Source organism: Streptomyces sp. NPDC003379 (genome assembly GCF_053589195.1).
Genome location: NZ_JBSFRK010000010.1, coordinates 114,652 through 132,996 on the forward strand (window position 1 = coordinate 114,652; position 18,345 = coordinate 132,996).

Annotated in this window: 19 protein-coding genes; 11 read left to right on the forward strand and 8 right to left on the reverse strand. The window is 72.4% G+C overall.

The window, feature by feature from the left end; all coding sequences use genetic code 11:
* Together efeU and ACWDVB_RS11995 are read left to right on the forward strand one after the other, a co-directional pair.
* Nucleotides 1-855 carry an iron uptake transporter permease EfeU gene (gene efeU, locus ACWDVB_RS11990; protein ID WP_451514533.1) on the forward strand — a complete coding sequence of 285 codons (855 nt, stop codon included), beginning with the start codon at nt 1-3 and terminating at the stop codon, nt 853-855.
* A 21-nt stretch (nt 856-876) separates the two neighbouring features.
* Entirely contained in the window at nt 877-1,872 is a 996-nt protein-coding gene (locus ACWDVB_RS11995) for a hypothetical protein (protein ID WP_451514534.1), read from the forward strand.
* Between the two features lie 7 nt (nt 1,873-1,879).
* On the opposite strand, the gene ACWDVB_RS12000 is transcribed toward ACWDVB_RS11995, so the two are convergent.
* Nucleotides 1,880-2,605: a bifunctional DNA primase/polymerase gene (locus ACWDVB_RS12000; protein ID WP_451514535.1), complete on the reverse strand. Its 726-nt coding sequence runs from the start codon at nt 2,603-2,605 to the stop codon at nt 1,880-1,882.
* A 176-nt stretch (nt 2,606-2,781) separates the two neighbouring features.
* Here ACWDVB_RS12000 and ACWDVB_RS12005 point away from each other — a divergent pair, with 176 nt between their 5' ends.
* Complete coding sequence (locus ACWDVB_RS12005) at nt 2,782-3,612, forward strand: glycerophosphodiester phosphodiesterase (protein ID WP_451514536.1); 831 nt, start codon at nt 2,782-2,784, stop codon at nt 3,610-3,612.
* Here the strand turns inward: ACWDVB_RS12005 and ACWDVB_RS12010 are convergent.
* Entirely contained in the window at nt 3,596-4,231 is a 636-nt protein-coding gene (locus ACWDVB_RS12010) for a TetR/AcrR family transcriptional regulator (RefSeq protein WP_451514537.1), read from the reverse strand. The genes ACWDVB_RS12005 and ACWDVB_RS12010 overlap by 17 nt on opposite strands.
* A gap of 190 nt (nt 4,232-4,421) precedes the next feature.
* Between ACWDVB_RS12010 and ddaH the strand changes: the two genes are divergently transcribed.
* Nucleotides 4,422-5,255 carry a dimethylargininase gene (gene ddaH, locus ACWDVB_RS12015; RefSeq protein WP_451514538.1) on the forward strand — a complete coding sequence of 278 codons (834 nt, stop codon included), beginning with the start codon at nt 4,422-4,424 and terminating at the stop codon, nt 5,253-5,255.
* 13 nt (nt 5,256-5,268) lie between these two features.
* On the opposite strand, the gene ACWDVB_RS12020 is transcribed toward ddaH, so the two are convergent.
* On the reverse strand, nt 5,269-7,269 hold the full coding sequence (locus ACWDVB_RS12020; RefSeq protein WP_451514539.1) for a glycoside hydrolase: 2,001 nt from the start codon (nt 7,267-7,269) through the stop codon (nt 5,269-5,271).
* 190 nt (nt 7,270-7,459) lie between these two features.
* Here ACWDVB_RS12020 and ACWDVB_RS12025 point away from each other — a divergent pair, with 190 nt between their 5' ends.
* Complete coding sequence (locus ACWDVB_RS12025) at nt 7,460-7,960, forward strand: hypothetical protein (RefSeq protein WP_451514540.1); 501 nt, start codon at nt 7,460-7,462, stop codon at nt 7,958-7,960.
* A gap of 1 nt (nt 7,961) precedes the next feature.
* On the opposite strand, the gene ACWDVB_RS12030 is transcribed toward ACWDVB_RS12025, so the two are convergent.
* The 4 genes from ACWDVB_RS12030 to ACWDVB_RS12045 all read right to left on the reverse strand — a co-directional run bounded on the left by ACWDVB_RS12030 (nt 7,962) and on the right by ACWDVB_RS12045 (nt 13,332).
* On the reverse strand, nt 7,962-8,903 hold the full coding sequence (locus ACWDVB_RS12030; RefSeq protein WP_451514624.1) for a small ribosomal subunit Rsm22 family protein: 942 nt from the start codon (nt 8,901-8,903) through the stop codon (nt 7,962-7,964).
* A 265-nt stretch (nt 8,904-9,168) separates the two neighbouring features.
* On the reverse strand, nt 9,169-10,341 hold the full coding sequence (locus tag ACWDVB_RS12035) for a serine hydrolase domain-containing protein (protein WP_451514541.1): 1,173 nt from the start codon (nt 10,339-10,341) through the stop codon (nt 9,169-9,171).
* Nucleotides 10,296-11,588 carry a multidrug effflux MFS transporter gene (locus ACWDVB_RS12040; protein WP_451514542.1) on the reverse strand — a complete coding sequence of 431 codons (1,293 nt, stop codon included), beginning with the start codon at nt 11,586-11,588 and terminating at the stop codon, nt 10,296-10,298. Before ACWDVB_RS12040 ends, ACWDVB_RS12035 begins: the two co-directional genes overlap by 46 nt.
* Before the next feature lie 109 nt (nt 11,589-11,697).
* Nucleotides 11,698-13,332 carry an alkaline phosphatase D family protein gene (locus ACWDVB_RS12045; protein ID WP_451514543.1) on the reverse strand — a complete coding sequence of 545 codons (1,635 nt, stop codon included), beginning with the start codon at nt 13,330-13,332 and terminating at the stop codon, nt 11,698-11,700.
* 133 nt (nt 13,333-13,465) lie between these two features.
* On the opposite strand from ACWDVB_RS12045, the gene ACWDVB_RS12050 reads away from it, so the two are divergent.
* From ACWDVB_RS12050 to ACWDVB_RS12060, 3 genes are all read left to right on the forward strand, one after another.
* Nucleotides 13,466-14,260 (forward strand): SDR family oxidoreductase, encoded by a 795-nt coding sequence (locus ACWDVB_RS12050; protein WP_451514544.1) that lies wholly within the window; start codon nt 13,466-13,468, stop codon nt 14,258-14,260.
* Between the two features lie 158 nt (nt 14,261-14,418).
* Nucleotides 14,419-14,889, forward strand: coding sequence for a lamin tail domain-containing protein (locus ACWDVB_RS12055; RefSeq protein ID WP_451514545.1), 471 nt, complete (start codon nt 14,419-14,421; stop codon nt 14,887-14,889).
* A 97-nt stretch (nt 14,890-14,986) separates the two neighbouring features.
* On the forward strand, nt 14,987-15,895 hold the full coding sequence (locus ACWDVB_RS12060) for a PhzF family phenazine biosynthesis protein (protein WP_451514546.1): 909 nt from the start codon (nt 14,987-14,989) through the stop codon (nt 15,893-15,895).
* Nucleotides 15,896-16,095: 200 nt separating this feature from the next.
* Here ACWDVB_RS12060 and ACWDVB_RS12065 read toward each other — a convergent pair whose 3' ends face one another.
* The gene (locus tag ACWDVB_RS12065; protein WP_451514547.1) at nt 16,096-16,422 is read right to left on the reverse strand and encodes a nuclear transport factor 2 family protein; all 327 of its coding nucleotides are present in this window, start codon (nt 16,420-16,422) and stop codon (nt 16,096-16,098) included.
* Between the two features lie 162 nt (nt 16,423-16,584).
* On the opposite strand from ACWDVB_RS12065, the gene ACWDVB_RS12070 reads away from it, so the two are divergent.
* The 3 genes from ACWDVB_RS12070 to ACWDVB_RS12080 are packed head-to-tail and all read left to right on the forward strand — an operon-like array spanning nt 16,585 to nt 18,295.
* Nucleotides 16,585-17,127, forward strand: a complete 543-nt coding sequence (locus tag ACWDVB_RS12070) for a DoxX family protein (RefSeq protein WP_451514548.1) — start codon at nt 16,585-16,587, stop codon at nt 17,125-17,127.
* A gap of 57 nt (nt 17,128-17,184) precedes the next feature.
* Entirely contained in the window at nt 17,185-17,505 is a 321-nt protein-coding gene (locus ACWDVB_RS12075; RefSeq protein ID WP_451514625.1) for a MazG-like family protein, read from the forward strand.
* A gap of 19 nt (nt 17,506-17,524) precedes the next feature.
* Complete coding sequence (locus tag ACWDVB_RS12080) at nt 17,525-18,295, forward strand: SAM-dependent methyltransferase (RefSeq protein ID WP_451514549.1); 771 nt, start codon at nt 17,525-17,527, stop codon at nt 18,293-18,295.
* Nucleotides 18,296-18,345 lie beyond the last annotated feature (50 nt).

The window sequence follows — 18,345 nt, forward strand, 5'->3', positions numbered from 1 at the left end:
ATGTTCGGCAACTATCTGATCGGCCTGCGCGAGGGCCTGGAGGCCAGCCTGGTCGTCTGCATCCTCATCGCGTACCTGGTGAAGACGGAGCGGCGGGACGCGCTGGCGCCCCTGTGGATCGGCATCGGCGTCGCGGTGGCGCTGGCGCTCGGCTTCGGCTGCGCGCTGACGTTCGGCTCGCAGGAGCTGACGTTCCAGGCACAGGAGGCGCTCGGCGGCTCGCTGTCGATCGTCGCCGTGGGCCTGGTGACGTGGATGGTCTTCTGGATGCGGCGCACCGCGCGGCACTTGAAGGCGGAGCTGCACGGCAAGCTGGACGCGGCCCTCCAGATGGGCACGGCCGCGCTCGTCGCCACCGCGTTCCTCGCGGTGGGGCGCGAGGGCCTGGAGACCGCGCTGTTCGTCTGGGCCTCGGTACGGGCGTCGAACGACGGCTCGCACGGTCCGCTGGCCGGCGTGGTCCTGGGACTGCTCACCGCGGTCGCCCTGGGCTGGCTGTTCTACAAGGGCGCGGTCCGCATCAACCTAGCGAGGTTCTTCACCTGGACCGGCGCGATGCTGGTCGTCGTGGCGGCGGGCGTCCTCGCGTACGGCGTGCACGACCTCCAGGAGGCGGAGTTCGTCGGCGGTCTGCGGGACAAGGCGTTCGACATCAGCGCGACGATCCCGCCGGACAGCTGGTACGGCACGCTCCTGAAGGGCGTCTTCAACTTCCAGCCGGACCCGACGGTCGTCCAGGTCGTCGTCTGGCTGCTGTACCTGGTCCCGACGCTGGTGTTCTTCTTCGCCCCGGCGAGGTCCGCGAAGGCCGCCGACGACGCCGTGAGAGGCCCCGGTAGGGTTCGGGCCCGGTAAGGGCGTAGGTGAAGGGACCCCATGAGTAAGGTGCGCAGGCTTCCCGGTCTCAGCCGTCCGGTCGCGGCGGCGGCAGCGGTGGCCGCCTTGTCGATGACGACGGCCGGTTGCGTGACGGTGCACGGCGAGCGGGAGGTCGTCCCCGCGGCGACGGAGGCCGAGGCGGCCAAGGCACTGAAGGACTTCCTGGCCGCGTACAACAAGGCGGAGAAGACGTACGACCCGGCCGCGGACGCCGCCCGGGTCACCGGCCCGCTCGGCGCCATCAACCAGGCGGGCCTGAGGTCACGGCAGATCCAGCACCCGGGCGGCAACCCGAGGGCGACGCCGCTGGAGCTCACGGACGTGACGTACGCGATACCCAGGAAGGCCGGCTGGCCGCGCTGGTTCGTCGCCGACACCAAGGCGAACCGGAAGGTCGGCGTCGACACGCGCTGGCTCTGGGTCTTCACCAAGGGCGGCCCCGACCAGTCGTGGGAGGCCTCCTATCTGAACCTGGTGGCGCCCGGCAAGGTGCCCGAGCTGAAGAAGGACAAGGACGGCTGGGCGGTGCCCGTCGAGGCCGGCGCGGCGGATCTGGCCGTGGCGCCCAAGGATCTGGGCAGGACGTACACGGCGTTCCTGAAGTCGGGCGGCGACGCGTTCGCGCCGGGTGACCACACCACGAAGTGGAAGGCGCTGCGCGACCGGAACACCAAGCGGCTCGGTGTGGGCGTGCAGTACCTGGACTATCCGCAGAACTCCGGCACGTTCGCGCCCGTGGGGCTGCGGACGCGGGACGGCGGGGCGATGGTCTTCTTCGCCACGCACCACTACGAGAAGCAGACGGCCGCCAAGGGGATCGACCTCAACCTCGACCCGGACGTGAAGGCACTCCTGAAGGGCGACACGAAGCAGTCGGTGACGCTGGAACGCGTCTCGAACCAGGTGGTCCTCGACCCGGCGAAGTCCGGCGGCGACAAGGTCGCCTTCCTGGGCCGCATCCAGGGGCTCACGGGAGCCAAGGGCGACGACTAGGGGTGCGCTAGCCCCGCGACGGCCAGGCGGCGATGTCGTGGTGGGGCTCCCCCGCGACCCGGGCGCATTCGTCGGTGAGGGTCTCCAGGAGTGTCAGCGGGTCCGGCAGCGGATGCTCGGGGCCGCGCACCCAGCGCACGTCCAGGTCACCGGGGAGCTTGGCGGGCGGCACCAGGACGTAGGAGCCGCGGCAGTGCCAGCGCAGGCCCGGGTGCTCGTCCATCGTCTCGGGGTGGCAGTCCAGCTCGCAGGGCCACCACTCGTCCTCGTCCTCGGGGGTGCCCCGGGTGGCGGTGTAGAAGAGCATCCGGTCGTCGCCGGACTCGGCGACGGGGCCGACGTCGATGCCGGCCGCGAGCAGCCGCCGCAGGGCCTCGCGCCCGGCGTCCATGGGCACGTCCAGGACGTCGTGGACCATGCCGGTCGCGGTGATGAAGTTCGCCTGCGGCTGGTGGCGGGCCCAGCGCTCGATCTGGCCACGGTCGGTCGTGGACTGCGTCTGCCAGGCGAAGGAGACGGGGTGGCGGGCGGGGGTGGGGCAGCCGATGCGGTCGCAGGAACATCGGTACCCCGAGGGATACGCGGCCGGGGCGAGCGGCAGCCCGGCGCCCGCGGCGGCGGTCAGCAGGTCCTCGCGGGCCCGGTCATCGGCCGCGGTGTCCTTGGGACGACGTCGAAGCCACTGGGAAATCCTGCCCTGCCCGCCGGACCGGCTGCCGAACTCCGCGCCCATCTAGCCCCTCACCTCGCCGTTGTGCCGAAACGCTTGACCCATGGTCCCACCATCCTGCGCCTCGGGGGGCCGGAGCCCACATCCGGGGTGGCCGGGGTGATGCCGACCACTGGGGGACATTGCTCCTCATTTCCCCCTAAGTGGTGGTCTGTCCCTTACCCCCCTACGGTGTCGCCATGGCCATTAGGACTGCGCTGACAGGCCTCACGGCGCTGACCCTCACGGCGCCGTACGGCTTTCTCGGCCCGATCGAGTGGGGCCGCGACCCCCTGACCCTGGACGCGCTGCCGCGCGTCGTCTACACCGCGCACCGCGGCGGCGCCCTGGAGGTGCCGGAGAACAGCATGGCGGGGCTCCTGGCGGCGTACGAGCGCGGCACCGCCCAGGTCATCGACTTCGATACGCGGATACTGCGCGACGGCACGCTGGTGGTCATGCACGACCGGACGCTGGACCGCACCACGTACGCGGCGGGCCCGGTGCGGCTGCTCGACCGGCACGAGTGGCACCGCGTCCTGCTGCGGCCCGACACCTCCGTGCCCGGCCGGTGGCGCCCGGAGCGGCCGCCGACGGTCGAGGAGGTCCTTGACCGGTTCGGCGGACGGATCATGCTGATACTGGAGGCCAAGGACCCATCGAGCGTCACGAAGCTCGCCGAGATGATCCGCGTCCGCCGTCTGACCCGCTCGGTCTTCGTGAACTCCAACCGGCCCGACATCGCGCGCCGCGCCCACGAGCTGGGCATGCTCACGCAGCTGTGGCGCTCCAAGGCGCAGATGCGCACCGACCGGCCCGAGCGCTGGGCCGCGTACGTGGACGTCCTGGACGTGGACTACAAGGCGCGCGACAGCGATCTGCTGCGCGCGGTGAACTCGGGCGTCCCGCGGGTGTGGGCGCACACGGTGACCACGCCGCGGCAGCGCGACCGGGTGCTGCGGCTCGGCTGCAACGGCGTCATCACGGACGCTCCGGGACTGCTGTCGCGTACGCCTAGGGGCGCGGGGTGATGCCGTGGAGCGCGTACTCGACGAGCTTGTCCACGTAGTCGTGGGTGAGGGGGCCCGAGCGCATCAGCCAGCGCTGGGCGAGCGGGCCGGCCCACAGCTCCAGGGCGACGCGGGGGTCGACGTCGGGGCGGACGTGCCCCGCGTCCTGGGCCTGGCGGACCCGCTTCACGAAGAGCTGGAGCTGCGGTTCGAGGAGCTTCTCCACGAACTCCGCGCCCAGGTCGGGGTTGAGCAGACCCTCGGCGGCGAGGGCGCGGTAGGGGGCGTCGTACTTGGGGTCGTTGAACTCGTCGACGGTGGCCCGCATCACGAACTTGAGGTCGGCCTCCAGGTCCCCCGAATTCGTGATCTCGGTCTGGGTAACACCCTCGCCCGCCTGTTCGTTCGCGGCCTCGGCCGCCTGCTCGCCGAGGTCGAGGAAGGCGTCGAGCAGCACGGCGCCCTTGGACGGCCACCAGCGGTAGATCGTCTGCTTGCCGACGCCGGCGCGGGCCGCGATGGCCTCGATCGTCAGCTTGGCGTAGCCGACCTCGCCGACGAGGGCGAGGGCGGCGTCGTAGATCGCGCGGCGCGAGCGTTCGCTGCGGCGCGTGGAGTCAGGGGCGGTCTTCTGGGCCATGCCGTCGAATGTAGCAGCGACCGAACCGAGACGTACCGTCTTGACGGCACGTGGCGTCTCGCTCAAAGTCGCCGAGTGCAGGCGGCTCCCGCGGCAACCTGCCCCACGGGGGACGGCGACTGCTCCACCATGGGCAGCAGCTGACCCACCCGGGGCAGCATCTGACCCTGCGGTACGTGAGGAGCCTTCGTTGTCCCGTTTTCCTCGCTCTCCTCGGCGCGCCACACCCCGGCGCTATCTGATGTGCCCACCGGCACACTTCAAGGTCACGTACTCCATCAACCCCTGGATGGATCCCGCCAAGCCCGTCGACGTCCCGCTCGCCGTCGCCCAGTGGGAAGACCTGCGTGACCGCTACCGCTCGCTCGGCCACACCGTCGAGGAGCTGACCCCCCGCCGCGAACTGCCCGACATGGTCTACGCGGCGAACGGCGCGACCGTCGTCGAGGGGCGGGTGCTCGGCGCGCGCTTCGCCTACCGCGAGCGCGAGGGCGAGGCGGCGGCCCACCTGGAGTGGTTCCGCGCGCACGGCTTCACCGAGATCCATGAACCCGCCCACATCAACGAGGGCGAGGGCGACTTCGCCGTCACCTCCTCCTACGTCCTGGCCGGGCGCGGCTTCCGGGCCAGCCCGCTCTCGCACGGCGAGGCGCAGGAGTTCTTCGGCCGCCCGGTGATCGGGCTCGACCTCATCGACCCCCGCTACTACCACCTGGACACCGCGCTCGCCGTCCTGGACGACGCGGCGGACGACGTCATGTACTACCCGCCCGCCTTCTCACCCGGCAGCCGGGCGGTCCTGCGCGGCCTGTTCCCCGACGCGGTGATCGCCGAGGAGCCCGACGCCGAGGCGCTCGGGCTCAACGCCGTCTCCGACGGGCTCCATGTGCTGCTCCCCCAGGCCGCGTTGGGCCTCTTCGAGCCGCTGAGGGCGCGCGGCTACGAGCCCATCGGGATGGACCTGAGCGAGCTGCTCAAGGGCGGCGGCAGCGTGAAGTGCTGCACGCAGGAGCTGCGGGGCTAGCCAGTTGGGCCGGCTAGTCCTTGTGGAGGTCCGCCGGGCAGAGCCGGCGCGGCGCGTCGTCGCCCTTGAGGCGGGCGTCGACGCAGCCGCCCGGCAGTCCCTCGTACGCCTTGTCCCCGAAGTTGGCCGTCACCTTCAGCGTGCCCTTGCCGAAGACCGTGCGCTGGACGGTGCGGTCCTTCGTCAACTGCCGGAAGGACGCGAGCTGTTCGGTGCCGGCCGCCTTGTGCAGGGGCGAGAAGTACTTCTGGAGCGCGGCGAGTTCGGCGCCGTGCTTCTTCAGCGAGGGGCCGTCGAGGACGTAGTTGAGGGGGGTGTTGTAGAGCATCGCGAGCAGGGCGCGGGTGGTCTTCTGCGCGGGCAGCTTCTCGTACGAGAGTTCCCAGCGTTCGGTGTTGACGAGGGAGCCGTGCAGCGCGGTCTCGTAGAGCGGGACGCGGTAGCGGGGGTCGTACATCGCCTTCGCCAGATCGGCGGGGAGGTCGACCGGCTTGAAGAAGACACCCGGGGCGTTCTCCGGGTAGTAGCCGCCCCACTTCTCGCGGTCCTTCTGGAGCTTCCACATGCCGTCGGCGACCGGTGTCGCCCCGCCGTGGTCGAAGGCGAGCACCTTGTTCGCCCACGCCTGCGCGGTCTCCGAGCCGAGGACGAGGCCCCGGTCCGCGATGCGCCGCATCCGCGCGAGGCGGTTCGCGCGGTCCTCGGCCTTGGTCATCCGGTGGCCCTTGCCGTGGTCGTGGAAGAGTTCGCCGGTGGCGTCGACGTCGAGGAAGTAGCTGTCGGCGCCGTTGGCGACCATCGCGCGGGTGCGGTCGGCGAGGTAGTGGTGCTTCTTCTCCGCCTGTTCGAAGGCCTGCGAGCTGAGGTAGCAGCCGCGCCCGCCGAAACCGGTCTCGGGGCCGCCCTTGGCGTCCCGTACGCAGAAGTCCGGGTAGACGGTGCCCGGCCAGACGGCGTTCGGGGCGTCGGCGGTCTTCGGGTCCTGGCCGTTGGCGAAGGAGTCGTAGGGGCCGACGAGGTACCCGGCCTTCTTCGCGGCGCCCACCGCCGCCTTGTCCGGGTACGGCTCCCCGTCGTAGCCGAGCCACATCCGGTCGACGCCGAGCTTGCGGAGCTGTTCGACGGCAGGGGCCTTGCGGGCGTCGCCCCAGGTGTAGGCGTGGAAGGCGCCGAGGAGGCGGCCGGTGGCGGGGTTCTTCGCGATCTTCCGCTTCAGGCTGCCGAGCCGGCCGCGCTCGGCGAGGTAGGAGCGGTAGTCGGCGGCGGGCGCGACCGGGTCGCCGTCGGTCAGGGCGAAGGTGACGGAGTAGTCGCGGGTGCCTTCGCCGCCGTCGAAGGCGTGCTCGGCGGTGGCGCGCAGCCGGCCTCCGGGCGCGGTGAAGCCGAGGGTGGTGCCGATGTCGGTGGGGGTGAGATAGCTGACGCCGGTGCGCCTGCCGAGGGAGTAGCCCCACAGCGGCAGGGTCAGATCGGCGCCGACGTCGACGGTGCTGCCCGCGAGCGCGCCCTTGCCGGTGGTCCAGAAGGCGTCCTTGACGGGGATGTCCACCCCTTCCCCACGCGGGAGTTGGAGGGACGAGGCGGTGGTGTCGGTGCCGGTGACGGGCCAGCTGACGGAGGTGTCGCGGTGCGCCTTCAGGCTCAGTGAGAGGCGGCCGTGGTCGGTGCGGGCGGTGACGTCGATGCCGCGCTCGGGGTAGCTCCAGCGGGCCCGCCCCTTGCCGGTGCGCGTGACCGGGCCCGGTCGGCCGAGGTCGGTGCCGGAGGCGTCGGAGAGGGTGACGTCGCGGCCGTCGCGGGTGTGGGCGCGTACGGCGAGCGAGGCGGTGTCTACGACGGCCGTGCCGCCGGTGACGGCCAGTTCGACCTGCTTGCCGTGCGGGGGCTCGGCCCCGGCGGTGAAGGCGTAGGTGGTGGCTCCGGCCGCGGCGAGGGCCAGGGCGACGGAGAGGGCGAGGAAACGGCTCTCCGACCGCCTGCGGGCGTGGCCGGGGGAGCTGATCTTGGTTGTCATAGGGATGTGAATAGTCACCTCACTTAAGAAGCTTGTAAGAAGCGCGTCAACTCTACTTACCGATGGTCCTCGTGGTACCAATACGGGCGCACGGGAACCACAGACGGCTCCCTTGCGTCGCACCACGACAACCGAACAGTGGGCCCACCCGGGCCCAGGGGGAAGAAGAGGTATCAGCGCAGTGAACCGCATGCGCACGTCCGTCGCAGTCCTGGCCACCGCAGGGGCACTCACCGCCGCTCAGCTCGGCACGGCGGGGGCCGCGTCCGCGTCGCCGAAGCCGACGCCGCGAGCCGCGTCGGCCGCTCCGAGCGCCGCTCCGCGGAGCTCCGGCTGCCCGATCGACATCGTCTACACCTCCCGTTTCCAGATCGACCGGAACGGCTGGGTGACCAACGGGGGCCTGTACTTCGGGCTGAAGAACAAGAGCACCAAGAGTTTCAAGAAGGTCAGCTTCACGGTGACCAACGTCAAGAACATCCGCTTCGGCAAGGCCACGCCGAAGGGCGGCAAGGTCACCCGCAAGACGTCGAAGACCGTCACCGTCTACGACAAGAGCCTCGCGGGCAAGGCCAAGCTCGGCGTCAAGGTGCGCACGCACCTGCTGAACACCAGGTCGTACAAGGTGAAGTTCAGCGTGCGCGGCAACGGCTGGAACTGCTCCGTCGACCAGGGCACCTGGGGCGCCTGAGTCACTCCCCGGACGCGGACCGGGGCGGCCACGCGTCGCCCCAGTCCGCGTCGCGCGCCGCGCGGTAGAGCGCGCCGTGGCGCTTGGTCACGGTCTGCCCGCGCAGCTGCTCCTCGGCCCCGCACAGGTCGAGGAGCACCTGGCCCTTGCGGATCTGGGGCCGGCGCACCACCCGGTCCCGCGGCAGGGCCGGCTCGAAGCGGGTCGCCGCGACATAGCTGAACTTCTCGTCCTCGTACGCCAGTGAGCCGCCCTTGACCTGGCGGTGCAGGGACGACCGGCTGACGCGCGCCGAGAAGTGGCACCAGTCCTTGCCGGGCTCGATGGGGCAGGCCGCGCTGTGCGGGCAGGGCGCGGCGATCCGGAAGCCCGCCGCGATCAGCTGGTCGCGTGCCTGAAGGACGCGGGTGTAGCCGTCGGGGGTGCCCGGCTCGACGATGACGACGGCCTGCGTGGCCGCGTCGGCCGCCGCGTCGACGACCGAGCGCCGGTCGGCCTCCGTCAGCTCCTTGAGGACGTACGAGACGGTGACGAGGTCGGCGGCGTCGACGGCGAGCGAGGCGCCGATACGTTCCCGCTGCCACCGCGTGGAGTTCAACTGCGGCGCGGCGGCCGCCAGTTCACGTCCCAGCGTGAGGGCGGGCTCCGCCCAGTCGAGGACCGTGACCGGGCGCTCGCCCTCCCAGGTCGCCGCGGCCGCCCAGACCGCCGCGCCGGTTCCGCCGCCCACGTCGACCTGGCTGCCCGGCGCCCACCCCTCGGGCGCCGCGTCCGCGAGCGCGCCCAGCGCGGAGCGGACCGCCTCGAAGGTCGCGGGCATGCGGTAGGCCGCGTATGCGGCGACGTCCGCGCGGTCCCGCAGGATCGGGGCGTCGGTCGGGGTCCGCCCCCGGTAGTTCTCGATCAGCCGCGCCACGGCCTGCGAGGCCTGCGTGGGCGGCATCCCGTCGAGCAGCCCGGCGAGGGCGCCGCGCAGGGTATCGGCCGGGGAGTTCAGGTCGTTCACCCAGCGATTCTACGGGGGCCGGGCCCCGTCAGGGGCGCGGGGAACTGCGCGAGCAACCACGACGCACCCGCGGTCGCCCCAGACCCGCGCCGCTACGGCGCGATCGCGTCTGCCTGCTGGCGGCCGTCCGGCGAGTGCGGGCCGCATTGGGCCGGTCGCGCAGTTCCCCGCGCCCCTGGAGGGGCGCATCACACCAGGCGCCTTACATCCGCGCCCCGCGAGCCAAGCGGGTGGCCGCCGCCGCACGAGGGGAGCTGTCCCCGGCCCGCCGCCGGGGATGCACCGTATTGGCGAGCAGCACCAGGAACGTATCCGTGGCGGGGTCGAGGACGAGGGACGTCCCCGTGAAGCCCGTGTGGCCCGCCGCGCCGCGCCCCGCCAGTTCGCCCATGAACCACGGCTGGTCGATGCCGAAGCCGAGGCCGTCGCCCATCAGCATCAGCTCGACGAAGTCGGGGCCGAGGATGCGGGCCCTGCCGTACGAGCCGCCGCACAGCAGCGTCCGGCAGAACACCGCGAGGTCACGCGCGGTGGAGAAGAGGCCCGCGTGCCCGGCCACGCCGCCCAGCGCCCAGGCGTTCTCGTCGTGCACGACACCCCGCAGCATCCCGCGGTCGGCCTTCGCCCACGGCTTGCGCTGGTCCTCCGTGGCGGCGGCGTCCGGGCGGGGCCCGAAGCCGGTGTCGGCCATGCCGAGGGGGCGGGTGATGCCCTCGCGTACGAGGACGTCGAGGGGCAGGCGGGTGACGCGCTCCAGGACGTGCTGGAGCAGCAGCATGTTCAGGTCGGAGTAGACGTACTCGCCGGGCTCGGTGGCCGGCGCCTCCGCGCGCAGGGCCGCGAGGCGCGAGGCGTCGTCCGGGCAGTCGTACAGCGGCAGCTCGGGCCGTAGCCCGGAGGTGTGCGTGAGCAGCCGGCGGACCGTGATGCCGTGCTCGGCGGCGGCCCGGAACTCGGGGGCGTACGCCCCGACGAGCGCGTCGATGCCGAGTGTGCCCCGCTCCAGCTGCTGCATGGCGGCGACGGTCGTGAAGAGCTTGGTGAGCGAGGCCAGGTCGAAGGGCGTGTCCGTGCGCGTCGGGACGCGCCATTCGCGGGGCAGCTCGACACCGGCGTCGCTCTCGGCGTCGTAGGAGGCGTACCGCACCGCCCAGCCCACGGCCTCCTCGGCGGCGATGACCGGCCCGCGGCCCGCGATCACCACGGCGCCCGCGCACCACGGGCGCGGCCCGCCCGTCAGGCCGCGCACCTCGGCGACCAGGCCGTCGATCTCGTCCGGGTCGAGGCCCGCGCGCTCGGGGGTGCCGGGGCGCAGAAGTCTGGGTGCGCTCAGTGGTCCGCCTCCTCCGTGGGCGTGTGCTGCCAGGGGCGGCACAGTCCCACGAAGCAGGCGATGGCCGCCAGCGCGCAGACCAGCTGGACGACGGCCATCGGGACGGCCGTGTCCTCGCCCGCGATGCCGACGAGCGGCGAGGCGATGGCGCCGATGAGGAAGGAGGACGTACCGAGGAGCGCGGAAGCGGAACCGGCGGCGTGCGGGGTGCGGGTGAGGGCGAGCGACTGGGTGTTGGGCATCGCCAGGCCCATCGCCGACATCAGGACGAAGAGCCCGGCGGCGACGGGGAACAGACCGGCGTCGCCGAAGACGCCGGCCGTCATGAGCAGCAGTGCCGTCGCGGCGACGGCGATGGTCGTCAGGCCGAACGCGAGCACCTTGTTCAGGCTGACGCGGCCGACGAGGATCTTGCCGTTGATCTGGCCGACGGCGATCAGGCCGATGGAGTTGACGCCGAAGAGGAGGCTGAAGGTCTGCGGGGACGCGCCGTAGATCTCCTGGATCACGAAGGGCGAGGCGGAGATGTACGCGAAGAGCGCGGCGAACGCGAAACCGCCCGCGATCATGTAGCCGGTGAAGACGCGGTCGGCGAGGAGCGTCCTCATGGTGTGCAGCGCCTCGACCGTGCCGCCGCTGTGCCGCTTCTCGGGGGCGAGGGTCTCGGGCAGGCACCGCCACACCAGGAGGGTCAGCGCGATGCCGACGCCGGTGAGGACGACGAAGATGCCGCGCCAGTCGGTGAAGCGCAGGACCTGGCCGCCGATGAGGGGCGCGACGACCGGGGCGACGCCGGAGATCAGCATCAGGGTGGAGAAGAAGCGGGCCATCTCCACGCCGTCGTACAGGTCGCGGACGACGGCGCGGGCGATGACGATGCCGGCCGCGCCCGCGAGGCCCTGGAGGAGGCGGAAGCCGATGAGGAGTTCGGCGGTGGGCGCGAAGGCGCAGATCGCGGTGGCGACGATGTAGACGAGCAGGCCGGTGAGGAGCGGGCGGCGCCGTCCCCACTTGTCGCTCATGGGGCCGACGACGAGCTGGCCGAGGGCCATGCCCATCAGGCAGGCGGTCAGGGTCAGCTGCACGGTCGCGGCGGGGGCGTGCAGGGCGTCGGTGACCTCCGGCAGGGCCGGGAGGTACATGTCCATGGAGAGCGGGGGGACGGCGGTGAGGCCGCCGAGCACGAGGGTGACCAGGGCCCCGGTGCGGCGGAGGGCGACGGAACGCTCGGGCTCCGCCGCCTTCGGTATCAGGTGCTGCTCTTCCGTGGTCTGCCCGCGCTCAGGCATAGCGCCCCTCCCGGTTGATCGGCTACGCCGTCCATGGTCGCAGCTCCGGGTGGGTGGCGAGCACCGACGTGTGTCCGGCCGCCGAGGCGCTCAGCGGCCGGACCGGCGGCTACGCGGGCCGCAGCCCCGGGTCGCCCGCCTCCGTCACGAAGGACGCCGCCGTCTTGAGGGGGGCGCCCGGCGTCGTGACCGCCGAGACCGTCTTGAAGTCCGCCCGTGCCGCGTCGGCGCCGAGCGCGACCGTCACGTATCCGCGTCGCCCGTTGTAGAACTTCAGGTGCGGGTTGGCCTTGGTGTACGTGTCCCAGTTGGCCGGCTTGTCCGCGCCGTCCTTGCCGCTCGCGATGGACGTCGCGACGATCTCCGTGCCGACGGTCCTGGACGACGGGTCGTCGAAGTCGGCCTTGATGTCGAAGGCGTAGCCGACGTGCACGTCACCGGTGAGGACCATGAGGTTCTCCAGGCCCGCGGCCTTCGCGCCCGCGAGGACCCGCCGCCGTGAGGCGCGGTAGCCGTCCCAGGCGTCCATGGAGAGCTTCGCGTTCGCGGTGAGGTCCAGCTTGCGCTGGGAGAAGGTGACCTGCTGCGGGACCACGTTCCACAGGGCGCGCGAGCGCCGCCAGCCGTCGATGAGCCAGCGCTCCTGCGTGGCGCCGGTGATGGTGCGCTTCGGGTCGTCCGTCTCGGGGCCCGGGGCGTGCGCCTTGTCGCCGTACGCCTGGTCGGAGCGGTACTGGCGGGTGTCGAGGATGTCGAACTGGGCGAGGCGGCCCCACGTCAGGCGCCGGTAGAGCTGCGCGTCGGGGCCCTTCGGCAGCTGCGGGCGGCGCAGCGGCAGGTTCTCCCAGTAGGCGCGGTAGGCGGCGGCGCGGCGCAGCAGGAACTCGGCGGGCGGGTTGCCGTTCTCGTCGATGTCGTCGGCGTAGTTGTTCTCGGCCTCGTGGTCGTCCCAGGTGACGACGAAGGGGTGCGCGGCGTGCGCGGCGCGCAGGTCGGGGTCGGACTTGTAGAGCGCGTACCGCAGGCGGTAGTCCTCCAGGGTCTGCGTCTCCTTGTTGTAGTGGGCGGGCAGCGTCCGGTCGGTGTAGCCGCGGGCGCCGCCGGCCGCGTTGACCGCGTACTCGTAGAGGTAGTCGCCGAGGTGGAAGACGACGTCGACGTCGTCCTGCGCCAGGTGCTTGTACGCGGTGAAGTAGCCGTCGTGGTACGCCTGGCAGGAGACGGCGGCGAGGGTGAGGGCGCCGGTGCGGCTGCCCGGCGCGGGCGCGGTGCGGGTGCGGCCCGTCCCGCTGACCCAGCGGCCCGTACGGAAGCGGAAGTAGTAGCCGCGGCCCGCCTCCAGGTGGTCGACCTCGACGTGCGCGGTGTGGTTGAACTCGGGGTGCGCGGTGGTCACGCCTCGTCTGGCGATCCGCCGGAAGCGGGCGTCGTGGGCGAGCTCCCAGTGGACGGGCACGCGCTTCTTGGGCAGGCCGCCGCCCGGCTCGTAGGGGGCGGGGGCGAGCCGGGTCCAGAGCAGGACCGAGGAGGGCAGCGGGTCGCCGGAGGCGACGCCGAGGGTGAAGGGGTCGTCCTTGATGCGGCGGGTGTCCAGCTCGGCGGCGCCTGCGACGCCCGCGGTGGGCAGTTCGGTGGCGAAGGCGAGCGCGGCGGCGGCGCCCGTGACGGTGAGGAAACGGCGGCGCCCCAAGTGGCGGGCGGCGGCCCTGAGCTCGGGCGAGTGCTGCTGGGCTGCGAGTGTCATGTGGCCCTCCCCTGACGATTGCTGTCAGGGGCATGTAAGTGGCGGGGGACGACGTCCGCCTGTCACGTACACAACAGCCGCATGGCGGTCGGATGATGTCCGCGTGGACGGCCCTCCCGTACGCTGCGGGGCCATGAACGCTGAGCGAACTGCCTCATCCGACGCGTCGGGAACCGTCGCGAAGACCGCCGTGATCACCGGAGCCGGCTCCGGGATCGGCCGCTCCGTCGCCGTCGAACTGCTGGCCGCGGGCTGGTCGGTGGCGCTCGCGGGCCGCCGCGTGGAGACCCTGGAGGAGACGGCCTCCCTCGCCTCCGCGAAGGACGGCGCCGTCCTGTGCGTACGGACCGACGTGTCGTGGCCGGACGACGTGGCCGCGCTCTTCACGGCCGTACGCGAGCGCTTCGGGCGCCTGGACCTGCTCTTCAACAACGCCGGTACGTTCGGTCCCGGCGGCGTCCCGGTCGAGGAGCTGCCCTACGACGCGTGGCGCCACGTCGTCGACACCAACCTCAACGGCGCGTTCCTGTGCGCGCAGGCGGCCTTCCGGCAGATGAAGGAGCAGGACCCGCAGGGCGGCCGGATCATCAACAACGGGTCGATCTCGGCCCACACCCCGCGCCCGAACTCGGTGGCGTACACGGCGACGAAGCACGCGCTGACCGGCCTGACGAAGTCCCTCTCCCTGGACGGACGCCCGTACCGGATCGCCGTCGGGCAGATCGACATCGGCAACGCCGCGACGGACATGACCGAGCGCATGCAGTCCGGGATCCTCCAGGCCGACGGCCGGCTGGCGAGCGAGCCGGTGATGGACGTCGCGGACGTGGCGCGCACGGTGCGGCACATGGCGGAGCTGCCGTTGGAGGCGAACGTCCAGTTCGCGACGGTGATGGCGACGAACATGCCGTATGTCGGGCGGGGCTGACGTCGGAGGGCGGGCGCGGTCGAGGGAGAGGTCGAGGGTGAGGGTGAAGTCAAGGGCGAGATCTCCCCAAGTGGAATAGGAAGTACCGCCTCAATCCAGGGCGGTGCGCGCCGTATGCTCAGCTCCTCTCCACGAGAATTTCACACTTGGAGCACTCCTTGCGCATACGCACCATGGCCCCCGCGATCCTCGCCGCCACCGCCCTGTCCGTGTCCCTGCTCGCCGCGTCGCCCGCCTCGGCGGCGACGGCGCGCCACCAGGGCGGGCTGCACCTCGGCTACATCCAGTACGACAGCCCCGGCCGGGACACCCGTTCCAACTCCTCGCTGAACGCGGAGTGGGTGAACATCCACAACAGCGGCCGGTCCGCGGTCCAGCTCAAGGGCTACAAGCTCAAGGACAACACCGGCTACACCTACACCTTCGGCAGCTACCGGATCGGCGCCGGCAAGACCGTCAAGGTCCGCACGGGCAAGGGCACCGACGCCTCCGGCGTGCGCTACTGGCGCCGCGGCAGCTACGTCTGGAACAACACCTCCGACAAGGCCCGCCTGGTCAGGCCGAGCGGCTCGCTCCAGGACTCCTGCTCCTGGACGCGGAGCGACCGCGGGACCAAGAACTGCCACTGACCACCGCCGAGGGGGGCAGGGTGACCGCTCCGCGGTGGACGGGCCCGCGGTTGGGGCCGCGGGAATGACCCGGGCCGCGGAACGGTTGCCCTGCGACATGACGACGAAGAGCCCAGCCGACGCCTCCCCCGACGGCCTCCCCGCCCCCACCCCCTCTCCCGAGGTGCTGCGCTACACGGCGTTCGCGACCGATCCCGCGGGCGGCAATCCGGCGGGGGTCGTCCTCGACGCGGCCGGGCTCGACGACGGGGCGATGCTGGCGATCGCGGCGGAGCTCGGGTACAGCGAGACGGCGTTCCTCACCAGGCCCGCCGACGCCCGCGCCGGACTCCCTTACACGGTCCGCTACTTCAGCCCCAGAGCCGAGGTCCCCTTCTGCGGGCACGCCACCGTCGCCGCCGCGGTGGCCCTCGCCGAGCGGGACGGGGCGGGTGACTTCGTCTTCGGGACGCGGGCGGGCGCGGTGCCCGTGACCGTCTCCGCCGAGGGCGGGACGGTGCGCGCGACGCTCACCAGTGTCGCGCCGTACGTCGAGGAGGCCGCGCCGGACGACGTGACCGAGGCGCTCGCCGCGCTCGGCTGGGGCGCCGGCGAACTGGACGCCGGGCTGCCGCCGCGCGTCGCGTTCGCGGGCGCCCGCCATCTGGTCCTCGCGGCGGCGACCCGCGCGCGGCTCGCCGACCTCGACTACGACTTCACCCGCCTGGAGACGCTGATGCGGTGCCTCGACCTCACGACCGTACAACTGGTGTGGCGGGCCTCGGAGCTGGTCTTCCACACACGGGACCCGTTCCCGGTGGGCGGCGTCGTGGAGGACCCGGCCACGGGCGCGGCAGCGGCGGCCTTCGGCGCGTACGCCCGTGAACTCGCCCTGGTCCCCACCGAATCGGTCCTCACCCTCCACCAGGGCGAGGACATGGGCCGCCCCGGCGTACTGACGGTGACGCTGCGGGACGGGGACGAGCGGATACGGGTGAGCGGGACGGCGACGCGGCTCCCACGGTAGGCGTCGCCTTCAGGGACCGCGGCCTGCTTGCTCAGTGGCCGGCGACAGCCACCCGGACTCCCCGACGGCCCGTAGCCGACGACCGGCTCCCTTCGCGGCCCTCGGCCGGACGCCGCCACGACTCACACCCGGCTCCCGCCACGGCCCGTGGCCGTCGCCCGGCTGCATCCCGGTCCACGGCGGGACACCGTCCCGCTCCGTCAGGCCTGGCCCGTTTCGAAGCGGGAGATTTTGCCTGCGTCGTCGACCGTGAAGTACCACTTCGTCCGCATCTCGCCCCATGTGTCGTTGCGGTAGCTGACAAGGAGGGTGCGGCCGGCGTCGGACTCCGATTCGACGTCCATGTGGCCGTTGGAGGAGAAGACCTCGCGGTCGGTCCACTCGGCGATGTTCCGGTCGGAACCGTCGTCGGACATGGTCGCGCCGGGGGCGAGCAGCGCCTCGAAGGCGTCCTTGTCGTGGGCGTTGACCGCGGCGACGAAGGCCCGGACCGTGGGGTCTCCGAGCCGGTTTACCTGAATGCTCATGGGCCCACGGTCACACCGGGCCGAACGCCCCGCCACCGGGAAAGCCAAGGGCACAGGGGCCCTCACCCGGACGGCCGCGCGGGCCGGGTGCCCGGCGCCGGTCCGGCGGACGGTGGGAGAGGACCGTACGGCGCGAGCCGACCCACCGACCCGGGAGCCCTGATGACCTGCTCATGCCTGGACCGACGCGACCTCGGGCTGCTGCTGCTGCGCGTGGGGACCGGAGGGGTGCTCGCCGCGCACGGCGCCCAGAAGCTGTTCGGCTGGTTCGGCGGCGGCGGCCTCCAGGGCACGGGCGCCTGGATGGAGTCCATCGGATACGTGCCCGGCAAGGTGAACGCCATGGTCGCGGGGGTCGCCGAAGCGGGCGGCGGCACGCTGCTCGCCCTCGGCCTCGCCACCCCCGCGGCCGGCTCCGCGGCGGCGGGCGCGATGGCGGGCGCCTCGGCCGTGCACACGCCGAACGGCTTCTTCAGCCAGGGCGGCGGCTACGAGTACCCGGCGTTCCTCGGCATGGTCTCCGCGGCCCTCGCCGTCACGGGCCCCGGCCGCTACTCCGCCGACCACGCCCTCGGCCACTCCCTCAACCGCGGCTGGATGGTCCCGGCCGCGCTCGCCGGTACGGCGGTGGGGGTGCTGGTGACGCTGGGCGCCAGGAACAAGAAGGTCCGCGAGCAGGGCGAGGGCGCCTCGTCCGGGGCCTAGAGCGGACACGGCCCGGTCGCCGTGGCAGGCTGCGGGCCATGAACGACTCCCCCCGAGCTGTGGGACACCATCGGCCGTCTGCACGGCTGGCTGGAGTCCCACAATGAACGCACGCCTCAAGAGGCGCTCCTGCTCCGCATGTTGAAGCTCTCCGAGGAGGTCGGCGAGGTCGCGCAGGCGGTCATCGGCGCGACCGGCCAGAACCCGCGCAAGGGCACCACCCACACCTGGGACGACGTCCAGGCCGAGCTCTGCGACGTCGTCGTGACGGCCATGGTCGCGCTGCGCACCCTCACCCCGGACGCGGAGGCCGTGTTCGCCGCGCATCTGCGCCGCGTCGCCGAGCGGTCGGAAATCGTTGTGCGGGAGGGCGGTTGAAGGGTTAGCGTCGCCCGCCATGACCACTGACTCCGGACTTCCGCCGCGGCTCACCCGTCTCTCCTTCCACGGCCCCCTCTCCGAAGCCCGCGCGCGGCGCATCGTGGAGCGGCTCGCGGCGACAGGGCCCCGTACGGTCCTCGACCTCGGCTGCGGCTGGGGCGAGCTGCTGCTCCGTGTCCTCGAAGCCGCGCCGGACGCCACCGGCGTCGGCGTGGACATCAAGGCCGACGACCTGGCACGCGGCCGCGCCGCCGCCAAGGAACGCGGCCTGGACCACAGGGCCGTCTTCGCCGAGGAGTCGGCGACGGACACCACGCGCGGCCCGGCCGACATCGTGCTCTGCCTCGGCGCGACCCAGGCGCTCAGCGCCGCCGCGCTGCCCCGCGTGGCGACGGTCGAGGCCCTGCGCGCGCTGCGCGGCCTGGTGAACCCCGGCGGCCGGGTGCTCCTCGGCGAGGGCTTCTGGCAGCGCACGCCCACCGAGGGCGAGCTCGCCGCGATGTGGCCGGACGCCCGCGCCGACGAGCATCTGCTCCTCGGCGATCTGGTGGACGCGGCGATCGAGGCGGGGTTCCGCCCGCTGTGGGTGGAGACGGCGAGCGAGGAGGAGTGGGAGGAGTTCGAGTCCGGCTACCGCTGCGACGCCGAGGAGTGGCTCGCCGCACACCCGGACCACCCGTCGGCGGCCGCGACGCGGACGAGCGTCGACGCACAGCGCTCCAGCTGGCTGCGCGGCTACCGCACCGTGCTCGGGATCACGTATCTGACCTTGGCCCCGGTCGGCTGAGGCGGGTTAGGGTCGCGCGGTAACGGCGGCACGGAACGTCACGGCAGTCA

Excerpts from the sequence above, each read along its gene's own strand:
- efeU (WP_451514533.1), top strand. The coding sequence starts at position 1 with ATGTTCGGCAACTATCTGATCGGCCTGCGCGAGGGCCTGGAGGCCAGC.
- ACWDVB_RS11995 (WP_451514534.1), top strand. The coding sequence starts at position 877 with ATGAGTAAGGTGCGCAGGCTTCCCGGTCTCAGCCGTCCGGTCGCGGCG.
- ACWDVB_RS12000 (WP_451514535.1), bottom strand. The coding sequence starts at position 2,605 with ATGGGCGCGGAGTTCGGCAGCCGGTCCGGCGGGCAGGGCAGGATTTCC.
- ACWDVB_RS12005 (WP_451514536.1), top strand. The coding sequence starts at position 2,782 with ATGGCCATTAGGACTGCGCTGACAGGCCTCACGGCGCTGACCCTCACG.
- ACWDVB_RS12010 (WP_451514537.1), bottom strand. The coding sequence starts at position 4,231 with ATGGCCCAGAAGACCGCCCCTGACTCCACGCGCCGCAGCGAACGCTCG.
- ACWDVB_RS12020 (WP_451514539.1), bottom strand. The coding sequence starts at position 7,269 with ATGACAACCAAGATCAGCTCCCCCGGCCACGCCCGCAGGCGGTCGGAG.
- ACWDVB_RS12025 (WP_451514540.1), top strand. The coding sequence starts at position 7,460 with ATGCGCACGTCCGTCGCAGTCCTGGCCACCGCAGGGGCACTCACCGCC.
- ACWDVB_RS12030 (WP_451514624.1), bottom strand. The coding sequence starts at position 8,903 with ATGCCGCCCACGCAGGCCTCGCAGGCCGTGGCGCGGCTGATCGAGAAC.
- ACWDVB_RS12040 (WP_451514542.1), bottom strand. The coding sequence starts at position 11,588 with ATGCCTGAGCGCGGGCAGACCACGGAAGAGCAGCACCTGATACCGAAG.
- ACWDVB_RS12045 (WP_451514543.1), bottom strand. The coding sequence starts at position 13,332 with ATGACACTCGCAGCCCAGCAGCACTCGCCCGAGCTCAGGGCCGCCGCC.
- ACWDVB_RS12050 (WP_451514544.1), top strand. The coding sequence starts at position 13,466 with ATGAACGCTGAGCGAACTGCCTCATCCGACGCGTCGGGAACCGTCGCG.
- ACWDVB_RS12060 (WP_451514546.1), top strand. The coding sequence starts at position 14,987 with ATGACGACGAAGAGCCCAGCCGACGCCTCCCCCGACGGCCTCCCCGCC.
- ACWDVB_RS12065 (WP_451514547.1), bottom strand. The coding sequence starts at position 16,422 with ATGAGCATTCAGGTAAACCGGCTCGGAGACCCCACGGTCCGGGCCTTC.
- ACWDVB_RS12070 (WP_451514548.1), top strand. The coding sequence starts at position 16,585 with ATGACCTGCTCATGCCTGGACCGACGCGACCTCGGGCTGCTGCTGCTG.
- ACWDVB_RS12080 (WP_451514549.1), top strand. The coding sequence starts at position 17,525 with ATGACCACTGACTCCGGACTTCCGCCGCGGCTCACCCGTCTCTCCTTC.